The 11,934-nt window shown below is 70.3% G+C and carries 9 protein-coding genes and 1 pseudogene; 3 read left to right on the top strand and 7 right to left on the bottom strand.

Annotated features, from left to right (window positions below; all coding sequences use genetic code 11):
* Nucleotides 1-55: 55 nt before the first annotated feature.
* The 3 genes and pseudogenes from TR46_RS22090 to TR46_RS22080 all read right to left on the bottom strand — a co-directional run.
* Nucleotides 56-1,525 (bottom strand): aldehyde dehydrogenase family protein, encoded by a 1,470-nt coding sequence (locus tag TR46_RS22090; RefSeq protein ID WP_042403968.1) that lies wholly within the window; start codon nt 1,523-1,525, stop codon nt 56-58.
* Nucleotides 1,526-1,747: 222 nt separating this feature from the next.
* Complete coding sequence (locus TR46_RS22085) at nt 1,748-4,837, bottom strand: DUF3427 domain-containing protein (protein ID WP_236655432.1); 3,090 nt, start codon at nt 4,835-4,837, stop codon at nt 1,748-1,750.
* 188 nt (nt 4,838-5,025) lie between these two features.
* A pseudogene (locus tag TR46_RS22080) lies at nt 5,026-5,333 on the bottom strand (very short patch repair endonuclease); the annotation flags it as partial.
* A gap of 120 nt (nt 5,334-5,453) precedes the next feature.
* On the opposite strand from TR46_RS22080, the gene TR46_RS22075 reads away from it, so the two are divergent.
* On the top strand, nt 5,454-6,002 hold the full coding sequence (locus tag TR46_RS22075) for a Uma2 family endonuclease (RefSeq protein WP_042403962.1): 549 nt from the start codon (nt 5,454-5,456) through the stop codon (nt 6,000-6,002).
* A gap of 16 nt (nt 6,003-6,018) precedes the next feature.
* On the opposite strand, the gene kstD is transcribed toward TR46_RS22075, so the two are convergent.
* A complete protein-coding gene (gene kstD, locus TR46_RS22070) occupies nt 6,019-7,833 on the bottom strand; it encodes a 3-oxosteroid 1-dehydrogenase (protein ID WP_042403960.1) in 1,815 nt (604 codons plus the stop codon).
* A 251-nt stretch (nt 7,834-8,084) separates the two neighbouring features.
* On the opposite strand from kstD, the gene TR46_RS22065 reads away from it, so the two are divergent.
* Nucleotides 8,085-9,143, top strand: coding sequence for an ADP-ribosylglycohydrolase family protein (locus TR46_RS22065; RefSeq protein ID WP_042404020.1), 1,059 nt, complete (start codon nt 8,085-8,087; stop codon nt 9,141-9,143).
* 293 nt (nt 9,144-9,436) lie between these two features.
* On the opposite strand, the gene TR46_RS22060 is transcribed toward TR46_RS22065, so the two are convergent.
* From TR46_RS22060 to TR46_RS22050, 3 genes are all read right to left on the bottom strand, one after another.
* Nucleotides 9,437-9,799 carry a DUF1304 domain-containing protein gene (locus TR46_RS22060; RefSeq protein ID WP_042403957.1) on the bottom strand — a complete coding sequence of 121 codons (363 nt, stop codon included), beginning with the start codon at nt 9,797-9,799 and terminating at the stop codon, nt 9,437-9,439.
* A 60-nt stretch (nt 9,800-9,859) separates the two neighbouring features.
* On the bottom strand, nt 9,860-10,618 hold the full coding sequence (locus TR46_RS22055; protein WP_042404018.1) for a dioxygenase family protein: 759 nt from the start codon (nt 10,616-10,618) through the stop codon (nt 9,860-9,862).
* Between the two features lie 97 nt (nt 10,619-10,715).
* Nucleotides 10,716-11,360 (bottom strand): GTP cyclohydrolase II, encoded by a 645-nt coding sequence (locus TR46_RS22050; protein ID WP_042403955.1) that lies wholly within the window; start codon nt 11,358-11,360, stop codon nt 10,716-10,718.
* A 104-nt stretch (nt 11,361-11,464) separates the two neighbouring features.
* On the opposite strand from TR46_RS22050, the gene TR46_RS22045 reads away from it, so the two are divergent.
* Nucleotides 11,465-11,932, top strand: coding sequence for a MarR family winged helix-turn-helix transcriptional regulator (locus TR46_RS22045; RefSeq protein WP_042403953.1), 468 nt, complete (start codon nt 11,465-11,467; stop codon nt 11,930-11,932).
* The last annotated feature ends 2 nt before the right edge of the window (nt 11,933-11,934 follow it).

Here is an 11,934-nt window from a genome sequence, read left to right as displayed (position 1 = left end):
GGATGCAGGAGGGGGGCAGGAGCGGGGGCGGATCAGGACAACACCCCGGGCCGCGTCAGTCGAACCAGCGCTGCGGCTCGGCGGCGGTATTGCGCCAGACGTGCTTGGCCTCCGTGTATTCGGCCAGGCCCGCCGGGCCGAGCTCGCGGCCGATGCCGGACTGCTTCATCCCGCCCCACTCGGCCTGCGGCACATAGGGGTGGAAATCGTTGATCCAGACCGTGCCGACCCGCAGCCCGTCGGCGACCCGGTGGGCGCGGGCCTGGTCCGTCGTCCACACCGCCCCCGCCAGACCGTAGACGGTGTCGTTGGCCAGTGCCAGCGCCTCGGTCTCGTCGCGGAACCGTTCCACCGTCAGCACCGGCCCGAAGGACTCGTCCTGGACCACGGACATGTCCGGGGTGCACTCGTCGAGGATGGTCGGCGGGTAGTAGAAGCCGTCCGCGAGGGCGGGGTCGTCGGGGCGGGCCCCGCCCAGCCGCAGCACCGCGCCCTCCGCGACGCCTGCGGCGACATACGCCTCGACCTTCTCCCGGTGCGCCGCCGAGATCAGCGGGCCGGTGCGGGCCTCCGGGTCGAACGGCCCGCCCATCCGGACCCGGCGGGCGCGCGCCACGAGCTCGTCGACGAAGCGGTCGTGCAGCGAGTCCTCGACCAGCAGCCGGGCCCCGGCCGAGCAGACCTGCCCGGAGTGCAGGAAGACCGCCATCAGCGCGTAGTCCACGGCGGTGTCGAATTCCGCGTCGGCGAAGACGATATTGGGGTTCTTGCCGCCGAGTTCCAGGGCCACCTTCTTCACGGTCGGCGCGGCCGCCGCCATGATGCGGCGCCCGGTGGCCAGTCCCCCGGTGAAGGACACCAGGTCGACCCGGGGGTCCTCGGTCAGCGGCGCACCGGCCTCCGCCCCGGTGCCCAGCACCAGGTTGGCGGCGCCGTCCGGCAGCCCGGCCTCCTGCAGCAGCCGCATCAGCATGATCGCGGTGTGCGGGGTCAGCTCACTGGGCTTGAGCACGATCGTGTTGCCGGTGCCGAGCGCCGGGGCGACCTTCCAGGCGGTCTGCAGCAGCGGATAGTTCCACGGCGTGATCAGCGCGCAGACGCCGACCGGCTCGTGCACGACCCGGCTGTCGACGGCCGGAATGCCGGTCTCGACCACCCGGTCCTGCCCGCCGGCGCCGACCAGGTTGCCGAAGTAGCGGAAGCAGTTCGCGATGTCGTCCATGTCGTACTCGGACTCCACCAGGCGCTTCCCGGTGTCCAGCGACTCCGCTCGGGCGAACGCGTCCCTGTCCCGCACCAGCAGCTCGGCCACCCGCAGCAGCAGCGCGCTCCGCTCCCCCGCCGGGGTCCGCGGCCACGGCCCCCGGTCGAACGCTTCCCGCGCGGCGGCCACCGCAGCGGCCGCGTCCTCCGCCCCGCACTCGTCCACCCGAGCGACCAGACTCCCGTCCGCAGGGCACCGGATCTCCCGGCTGCGCCCTTGCGCAGCCGTCGTCCACCGTCCACCTACGAACAGCTCGGGCATGCTATTCCTCCAGGTCAGGCCATACCGGACGGATCGCCCTCGACCACCTGACGGAGCTTCGGCAGGCCATCGGGACAGCAGTCACATGACCTGCCACAGATAACACGCCCCGGGCGCGACCGCGCGGGACCGACGCCCACCTTCCGTCAGACCTTCACGACAGCCCCGTCCTTGCACACGCCGCCGCCGCGACCTCCGCGACCTCGCGCCGGACCGGGCGGATCAAGCGCCGAACTGGGACCAACTGGTGAAGACGTCCAGGGGAAGTGCGTGGGCCAGGCGGAGCTTGATGCGCATCGGGCGGTCGTTGACGTGGGACTCGTAGGCAGCCGGGCCGAGGTAGAGGAACGGGGGTGCGCCGAGCCTGCCGTCGGCGCGCTTGGTCTCGCGGACGAAGAGGTGCAGGGACGATCCACGCTCGGCGTGGTTGATGTACCGCTGACCGTCGACGGAGTCCGCGGCGACCTTGCCCTGGGTCTCCCATTGGAACAGGGTCGGGGTGATCACTCGGTCCTCGTAGCGGGTGGACTCCGAGAACTGGTGCTCGGACTTCACCAGGGTGACGAAGAAGGCGTCGGCCCGGGACTCCGGGAACCATTCGACGCCGGTGGGCCGGCCCTTGTACTCCTCGCCGAAAGCCGCGACCGCCTCGGCCCGGGTGTAGCGCGCGTGGACATGCAGCGGCAGCGGGCCCTCCGCAGCGACCGGCCAGGTCAGGCGGCGCATCCGGGCACGCAGGACCGGGAGGAGCTGGAGCAGTTCCTCCCTGCGTCGCGGCTCCGCCAGCAGCCGTCGCAGGGCTTGTTCCAGCGGGCTGCCCAGGTGGGCGTCACCCCAGAGCACGCTGTTCGCCATCGCGGCCAGGCGCTCATCGGGTCGGGTACCCGTGGGGGCACGGCCCTCGGCGAGGGCGGTGAGGTAGTCCAGGCGCTCCGGGTCGTCGATATGCAGAATCCGGCACACGGCCTTCTCAAGCTGGCTGTCCTCCGGGCCCGCCTCGCCCACCGGAAGTCCCGCAGCCATGCGCAGCCCGCTCCAGGTGCCGTCCTTGGGACGGTAGACGTCCTCCGGCTGCAGGCCGGTCTCGTCCAGGAACGACGCGAGCGAGACGTCCCCCAGGGCTCGGAGCTCTGCGACGGTCTTCGCCCAGCGTGGGCTGAGCATGGAGCGCAGATTCGCCAGGACGGTCTGCCGTGCCACCTGGTCCAGCTGTACCGCGCAGCCGGACGGCAGCGACGGGAAGCCCTGTTCGACCGCCTGGAGAGCCTGTTTGAGGCTGCCCCCGCTGAGCGCGCGGATCTTCGGCTCGAACCGGAAGTCCGCGTGCTGTGCCCCGATGAAGTCCAGGACGGTCAGGCTCTCCTTGTTGTCCGCCCGTCGCAGGCCGCGGCCGAGTTGCTGGAGGAACACCGTGGCACTCTGCGTGGGCCGCAGGAACAGCACGGTGTCGACCTCGGGGATGTCCACGCCCTCGTTGAACAGGTCCACCGTGAACAGGACATTGACCTCACGCTTCCTCAGCGCGGCGATGGCGTCGTCCCGTTCGGCTCCCGACGACTTGGAGGTCACCGCGAAGGCGGGGATGCCGGCTGCGTTGAACTTCGCGGCCATGAACCGGGCGTGGCGGATGGAGACGCAGAAGCCGATCGCCCGCATCCGGGACGGATCCAGAACCCGTCGGTTCAGCTCGCCGAGGATCAATCGGACCCGGGCGTCGTCGCCGGTGTAGAGGGCGGTGAGTGACTGGGTGTCGTAGCCGCTGCTCCGGGTGAAGCGCAACCGCTTCAGGTCGGTTTCGTCGTTGATCCCGAAGTAGTGGAACGGCACCAGCAAGCCGCGGTCGACGGCTTCCCACAGGCGCAGGTCGACGGCGGTGTGCCCGTCGAACCAGTGCGTGATGTCGGCGTCGTCGGAGCGCTCGGGGGTCGCGGTCAGGCCGAGGAGACAAGTGGGGTTCAGGTGGTCGAGCAACCGCGCGTACGTGCGCGCGGTGGCATGGTGGAACTCGTCCACGATGACCATGTCGAAGCGTTCCGGGTGCAACTGGCGGTCCAGGTCGACATGCGCCAACGACTGCACCGAGGCGAATACATGCTTCCACGTCTCAGGACGGTCTCCGCCGACATACTTCTCACCGAAGGCGCTCTCCCTGAGGACATGTCGGAACGTCAACCGAGCCTGGTCCAGGATCTCCTGACGATGCGCCACGAACAGCAGGCTGTCGACCTTCCGCTGCTCGCGCAGCCTCCGGTAGTCCATCGCGGCAACCATGGTCTTGCCGGTCCCCGTGGCCATGACCACCAGGTTTCGGAAGCGCCGATGGATGTCGCGCTCGGCCGTGAGCTCGTCCAGGACCTGTCGTTGATGCGGGTGCGGAGTGATGTCGAAGGGGGCGAGTTCAAGGGAGAACGGCTTGGGGCCGGAACGCTCGATCTCCAGTGCTCGGCGCAGACGCTCCCGCTGCCGCTGGTCCTGTGCGTCGTAGAGTTCGAACTCCGGGTCCTCCCAGTAGGACTCGAAGTTGTCGGCGAAGGACAGCAGCAGATTGCCCTGCTCCACCTCGGAGAAGCGCACATTCCACTCGACGCCGTCCGTGAGGGCCGGCATCGACATGTTCGAGGAGCCCACGTAGGCGGTGGACGTCCCGGAACGGCGGTGGAAATGCCAGGCCTTGGCGTGCAGCCGGGTGGCCTGGGTCTCATAGGAGACCCTCACCTTCGCGCCGATCCGCACCAACTCGTCCACTGCCCGCAGATCCGAGGCGCCCATGTAGGTAGTGGTGACCACGCGCAGCTCGCCGCCGCGGGCCACCACCTCCGCGAGGCGGTCTCGCAGGAGGCGCAGCCCCGACCATTTGATGAACGCGCAGATCAGGTCCACACGGTCGGCCGACTCCAACTCGCTGTGCAGTGCGTGGCCGATCCGTTCCCGGCCCCGGTTGGCGAAGAGCGCGCTGGCTGACAGCGGCACCACCGGGCGCCCCGGGAAGCTCTGCTCCCCGGGCAGGGCCACCCCGCTCGCGACCGCCAGCAGCAGTTCCTGTGATGCGGCGACGGCATCGGCGTCCCCGACCCCGTCGGGCAGCAACTCGCCCAGCGCGCCCACCATCCGGTTGACCGTCGCGATCTGCAGTCCGAGCTGCGCCCCGGCGTCCCTGCCTCCGGCCTTGCTGTGGGCGCGCAGCGCCTGCCGGGTCAGAGCACCGACGTAGCGACCCAACAACTCCGGGGCGTCGTCCGGATCGATCCGTTCCCGGAGCACTCGGCCCAGCTCCGCCGCGATGGCCAATCGCTCGTCGAGAGCGTTCGTCACAATGTGCTCGTACAGGCCATCAGGCAGTTCCGTCACGCCGGCACCCTAACGCAATCGACCAGGCGGGCCCCGCCCTTCTGCCGACCGAAGCGGGCGGGCGAGAACTGGGAGTCGTGAGCCCCGCAGGGCTTCGGCGAAGCAGCTCACCGACAACGGAACCCGTATCCCGCCGAAACGTACTGGTTCCGTCATCCGGGTGGGGTGGCGAGGCGCACCGCCGCCTCCACCCGGGCGGCCACCGCCTCCGGCTTCTCGTGCTCCGAGAACCGCATCACCGTCCAGCCTTCAGCGGCCATGTGCTCGCTCGTCTCCCGTCCCTGACCACGTTGCGGTCCAGCTTGGCCCGCCACCACTCCGCATTGGCCTTCGGACTGGTCGCGTGCTCCGGGCAGCCGTGCCAGAAGCAGCCGTCCAGGAAGACGGCGATCCTCGGGCCGGCGAAGGCGATGTCCACGGTGCGACGTGCCATTCCGGGGACCTTGGCATGTAGTCGGTAGTCAGACCGAGGATGCCAGCACCACCGAAACCACGGCATAGCAGAAGATCCCAGCTCCGAGGGTGTCCTCGGCTAGGCTGAATCCTGGCAGACAGACCCGCATCCAGGAGGTGCCGCCGGATGGATCCTCAGCACTTCGCCCTCCTGGAGGAGGCTCGCAGAGCCTTGCCACAAGGCTTCAAGGCCGAGATCTCCGGCGACATCATCGTGATGATGGTCAGCCCCTCGGGGATCCATCAGCGCAACCTACTGATCGTCCGGCGGCAGTTCGACGCAAACGCGCCGGCCGAGCTCCTGCCGAGTGAGAACACGGACCTGATCTCGCCGCAGGTCGGCAAGAGCCGCAATCCGGACCTCACCTACCTCCCGGAGCAGGTCCTGGAGACCACGGACAACCAGGTGCCCGCCGAGACCGCGGCCATCGCGGTAGAGCTCGTGTCGCCCTCCAACCCGGAGAACGACTGGGTCGGCAAGGTCCGGGACTACCCGCTGATGGGCATCCCGCTGTATCTGCTGATCGATGCCAGGCAGAAGACGGTGACGCTGTTCAGTCGGCCCGATGGTACGAAGTACCACCGTCGGGAGGACATCGAGTTCGGCGAGGGGATTCGCATCCCCGAACCGTTCGACTTCGAACTCGACACCTCCGGACTCTTGCCGTACGGCTGAGCCGGCGTCCCGTGCCTCAGACGCCGGCCTGGTCGGCTATGTCGTTGGCGGCGACGTAGCCGAAGGTCATGGCGGGGCCGATGGTGGAGCCGGAGCCGGCGTAGCTGTGACCCATGACGGCGGCGCTGGCGTTGCCCGCGGCGTAGAGGCCGGGGATGGCTGTGCCGTCGGCCCGGAGGACGCGGGCGCGGGCGTCGGTGACCATGCCGCCCTTGGTGCCGAGGTCGCCGGGGACGAGTTTGATGGCGTAGAAGGGCGGCTCCCAGAGCGGGGCCAGGCAGGAGTTGGGCACCACCGCCGGGTCGGTGTAGTAGTGGTCGTAGAAGCTGACACCGCGGTGGAGGTCGGTGTCCTTGCCGGTCAGGGCGAAGCCGTTGAAGCGGCTCACTGTGGTGCGCAGCGCCGCGGCCGGGACGCCGATCTGCGCCGCCAGCAGGTCGAGCGTCCAGGCCTTGTGGACCGCGTCGGCCGAGTACCAGGCGTCGGGGAAGGGCAGGGTCGGCGCGACGTCGCGGAACAGGTAGCGGTTGCGGTAGTTCTGGTCGACGATCATCCAGGCGGGTACGTCCGTGGCGGCGGCGTTCTTCTGGTACATCACATGCACCACGTCGCTGTACGGTGCACCCTCGTTGACGAACCGTGAGCCGCCCTGGTTGATCATCAGGCTGCCCGGCAGGGTGCGCTCGGACAGGCAGAAGTAGGCCTGGTCGGGCAGCGGGACGGCCGGTCCCCACCAGGCGTCGTCCATCAGCGCCAGCGCCGCCCCGGCCCGCTGGCCGGCCTGGATGCCGTCGCCGGTGTTCTCCTTGGCGCCCACGGTCCAGCTGGTGCCGATGGGCTGCTGCTGGTACTGGTTGCGCATGGCGGCGTTGTGCTCGAAGCCGCCGGAGCCGACGATCACCCCGTGCTTCGCCCTGACCAACCCGGTGCTGCCGTTCTGCGTCACCAGCACGCCGGTGACCGCGCCGGACTCGATGTTCAGGTCGACCAGCGGAGTGTTCAGCCAGACCGGCACGTCCGCGTCCAGCAGTCCGGCGCGCAGTCCGGCCGCCAAGGCCTGGCCCATGGTGAGCGGCTTCTGGCCGAGCAGCGCGGCCGCGGTCCCTCGGGCGAGGCAGTCGGCGGCGACGGCCGCGCCCTTGGCGTTCACCAGGGACAGCGCCAGCCACTTGTAGTCGGCGCTGAAGACCACCAGACCGGCCGGGGCGGCCAGGTAGGGCGGGTTCAGGTTGGCCAGCTCCGCGCCGAGGATGTTGCCGTCGATCTGGTCCGGCTCCATGGAGCGGCCGTTGGGCATCCCGCCGGGGAGCTCCGGATAGTAGTCGCTGTAGCCCTCCATCCAGCGGAACCGCAGCGGGCTGTTGGCCATGACGAAGGAGATCATGGCGGGACCGTGGTCCAGGAAGGACTGCTGCCGGGCCAGCGGGACGTCGCTGCCGACCACCGCCGCGAGGTACTCCGCCGCCAGTGCGGGGGTGTCCGGGACGCCGGCGGCGAGGATCACCTCGTTGTTGGGGATCCAGACGCCCGCGCCGGACCGGGCCGCCGAGCCGCCGAAGGTGGGCGCCTTCTCGACCACCACGACGGACAGCCCGCGTTTGGCCGCCGTCAGCGCGGCGGTCATCCCGGAGGCGCCGCAGCCGACCACGACGACGTCGTACTCGCCGAGGACGGGGGTGTCCGCATACGCGGGCGCCGTGTCCAGCAGCCCGGACGCGAGTCCGGAGGCCAGAAGCACGCCCGCGCCGGCACCGGCACCGCGGAGCACCTGACGGCGGGAGGGTTGACGGCCCGGCAGGCCGTCATGGGCAAGTTCGGCGCTCTCCGACATGGCGGGCCTCCATCAGGGCCTGGGTTCTGACGCTGCGTCAGGAACCTGGACCGTTGACCGCAAGATGTCAATACCCGCGCGGAGAACCATAGTTCGGCCTCAGCCCTGCGCGCCGCTCGACGAGGGGTCGAGGTGTCGATGGCCGAAAATGCTTCCTCCCTGGGTTTCGTTCCGCCGTAATCGTGTGCTAGTCCGCCGGTCCCAGCCGGTACGGTCAGGCTGTGCGAGTGTCGACGACCGAGGGGGATGACATGGGTGATGACCTGCGGCTCGATCGGATTCAGGGGTGCCTGCTCGGCGGGGCCGTCGGGGACGCGCTGGGGTGGCCGGTGGAGTTCGTTCGGCTGGACCGGATCCTGGAGGCGCATGGGCCGGCGGGGGTCATCGACCTGACACTGCGGGTGGGCGGGCTGGCCGAGGTCACCGATGACACCCAGATGACGTTGTTCACCGCCGAGGGGCTGCTGCTGGCGAAGGACCTCGGTGCGGAGGAGGTCGTCGGTGCGGTTCATGCGGCCTATCAGCGCTGGTTCCTGACGCAGCGACTGTCCGGGCCCACGGCCGATGCGGTTGACGCCGAGGGGACGTTGTTGCGGGAGGGCTGGCTCTACGCCTCCCGGGCGCCGGGGAACGCCTGCATGTCCGGGGTGGTGGAGAACCCGCGGGTGCCGACCATTGTGGCAATGGGCCGAACCGGGGCGGTCAACCCCGACTCGAAGGGCTGCGGCACGGTGATGCGGTCGGCTCCGTTCGGGCTCGCCGGGGTCGGGCCGGAGGAGGCGTTTCGGCTGGCGGCGGACTGTGCACAGCTGACCCATGGCCACCCCACTGGTTACGTCGCCGCCGGGGCCTTCGCCGCGCTGGTCGATCGGCTGGTCGGCGGCGTGGCGCCGGACGAGGCCGTGCGGCTCACCATCGTCCAGACCGCGGCGCAGCCCGGTGGGGAGGAGACCGTGACCGCGCTGGAACGTGCGGTGCGGCTGGCGGGTAGCGAGGAGCCCGGCTTCGACGTCGTGGAACGGGTCGGTCTCGGCTGGATCGCCGAGGAGTGCCTGGCCATCGCTGTGTACTGCCTGCTGGCCGCCGCCTCCGGGGCCACCTCGACCGAGGACGATCTGCGGCGGGCACTGACGCTGTCCGTCACCCACTCCGGTGACAGCGACTCGACCGGTGCGGTCTGCGGCAACCTACTCGGCGCGGCCCACGGGCTGACGGCTCTGCCCCGAGACTGGGCCGGCCAGGTCGAGGGACGGGAAACAGTCCTCGCAACGGGCGCGGCGCTTCACGCCCGCGCGATGTCTGCCGAGTAGTCAGGTGTGGGGGCCGAGCCGTGGGTGGTCAGGCACTCCGCGCGGGCAGTGGCGGCGGCGAGGCGGGGGCGGCGTGGATCGTGTTCGGCCGAGACGGCCAGTTCGTGGAGCTGGAGGACGGTGAGCCCCGGGGCCACGACCAGGGCCGCCTCCGCGCGCGGGGCGTAGCCGGTCAGCGCAGTCGCACAGGCCCCTGCCGCGTAAAGCCGTCGATCGCCGGGAGGGCGTGTTCGGCCACCACTCGCCCACCTGCCGGCTCTGATCAGCTGCAGTGCATCCGCAGCAGGGAAAGGTCAGCCGGCGGCCAGTACTGCTGTCAGCGCCAGGGCCCCCGGTAGGGCCTGGACCAGCCAGATCCTGCGGTTGGCGGTCGCGCCGCCGTAGATGCCGGCGACCACGACGCAGCTGGTGAAGAAGATCTGGACGTCGTGGCCGACCGGGTCGGAGGCGATCAGGCCCCAGACCAGGCCCGCCGCGAGGAATCCGTTGTAGAGACCCTGGTTGGCGGCCATCGGGGCGGTGTCCCGGGCCATCTCGGGACCGAAGCCGTGCAGACCGCGACCCTTCGGGCCCTGCCAGAGGAACATTTCCAGCACCAGGATGTAGGCGTGCAGCAGGGCGACCGCAGCCACCAGGATTCCCGCGATGATTCCCATGGGCGTACTCTCGCTGCTCACGCGCCCCCGCAGCAAACCGGAGCCGACCGCGGGTCCAGGTCAACCGAACTGCACGGAGCGCTTCGCCAGGCCCATCCAGAACCCGTCGATGACGCTGCGCTGGGTGGACAGTTCTTCATGTGCAGCGCCGAGGGTGACGAAGAGCGGGGCGAAGTGCTCGGTGCGCGGGTGCGCCAGCCGTCCGGCGGGCGCCTTGTGCTCGAAGTCGAGCAGCGCGTCCAGGTCCTGGGCCTGCAGTGCGCGGCGGCCCCAGTCGTCGAACTCGGCCATCACCGAGGTGACCCGGCCGTCCTGACTGAGCGCCCGCAGATTGTGGGTGAAGAAGCCGCTGCCGACGATCAGCACGCCCTCGTCGCGCAGCGGGGCCAGCCGGCGGCCGATCTCCAGCAGCCGCTGCGGGTCCAGCGTGGGCATGGAGACCTGCAGCACCGGGATGTCGGCGCCGGGGAACATCTCCACCAGCGGGACGTAGGCGCCGTGGTCCAGTCCCCGGTCCGGGATGTCCTGGACCGGCGTTCCGGGGGCGCGCAGCAGCTTGCGCACGCTCTCGGCCAGCTCCGGGGCGCCGGGGGCCGCGTAGGTGACCTCGTAGTAGTGCTGCGGGAAGCCCCAGAAGTCGTACACCAGCGGGACGGTAGCGGTGGCGCCGAGGGCCAGCGGCGCCTCCTCCCAGTGCGCGGAGACCATCAGGATCGCGGTCGGCCGCGGCAGCTCCGCCGACCAGGCCGCCAACTGCCCCGGCCACACCGGGTCGTCGGCGAGCGGCGGCGCGCCGTGGCTGAGGTAGAGCGCGGGCATGCGCCCGGCCGCGGGAGGCGTGGCGGAGGTGCCGGAGGCGGCAGGAGCCGGGGATGCGGTGGGAGCGGGGGTGGTCATGGCGGGGGCTCCTTCCGGGTCAGCCGGCGAGTTGGGTGAGGGCGATGGTGTGGTTGGTGTGCTCGACCTTGGCGCGCAGGTAGCGCAGGTTGTGGCCGGTGGCGAAGACGCCGGTGGGGATGCGGTCGCGGACCGGGACGCCGAGGTCGCGCAGTTGCTCGGCCTTGTCCGGGTTGTTGGACAGCAGGTCCAGTGTGCCCACGCCCAGGGCGGTCAGCATCTGCGCGGCGGCCGTGTAGTCGCGGCCGTCCTCGGGCAGGCCGAGCGCGGCGTTGGCGGCGTAGGTGTCCAGACCGGTGTCCTGCAGGGCGTAGGCGTCCAGTTTGTTGTAGAGGCCGATCCCCCGGCCCTCCTGGCGCAGGTAGAGCAGGTAGCCGCCGGTCCCGGCGATGCGCTCGACGGCTTCGCGCAGCTGCGGGCCGCAGTCGCAGCGGGCCGAGCCGAACACGTCGCCGGTCAGGCACTCCGAGTGCAGCCGCACCAGCGGCGTCCTACCGCTCCCCCGGGCCTGCTCCGGGTCGCCGAGCGCGATGGCGAGGTGCTCCTGGCCGTCGACCAGGCCGTGGAAGGTGACCAGCTCGGCGTCGACCGAGTAGCCGTCGCCGAACCGCAGCGGGACCTGGACCCGGGTGCGCACAGAGGCGACAGGAAGGTTCTCCGGCATGCGTTGCTCCGCTCACGAGAGGCTTGATTCCAATTTGAACCAAGCCGGCCCGGCCGACGCTACACCGAGTTTCAAATTTGAACAATAGGAGTAGAGTGGTGCCCATGGAAGAACCGCGATGGCTGGACGATCGGGAGAGGGCTGCCTGGATCGGCTTCCTCTCAGCCACCAACCTGGTCTCCCGCAAGCTGGAACAGCAGCTCAAGGACGATGCGGCGCTCTCCCACACCCAGTACGAGGTGCTGGTGCAGCTCTCCGCCGCCCCCGACCGCTCGCTGCGGATGACCGAGCTCGCGGAGCGGCTGGTCACCTCGAAGAGTGGACTGACCTACCAGGTCACCCAGCTGGAGCGGGCCGGGCTGGTGGCCCGCCGCTCCTGCCCCAGCGACGTCCGCGGGGTGATCGCCGAGCTCACCGACCGGGGCATGGAGGTACTGCGCGAGGCCGCTCCGGGCCATGTCGCCGCCGTCCGCGAGTCGCTGATCGACGTGCTCACCCCCGAGCAGCTGGACCACCTGGCCGCCGGCCTGGGCGAGGTCTCCCGCAGGCTGCGCGGCTGCACCCCGCCCTGAGC

Origin of the sequence: Streptacidiphilus carbonis (assembly GCF_000787775.1) — a bacterium.
GTDB lineage: Bacteria > Actinomycetota > Actinomycetes > Streptomycetales > Streptomycetaceae > Streptacidiphilus > Streptacidiphilus carbonis.
This window is presented reverse-complemented; position numbering and strand designations above follow the sequence as displayed.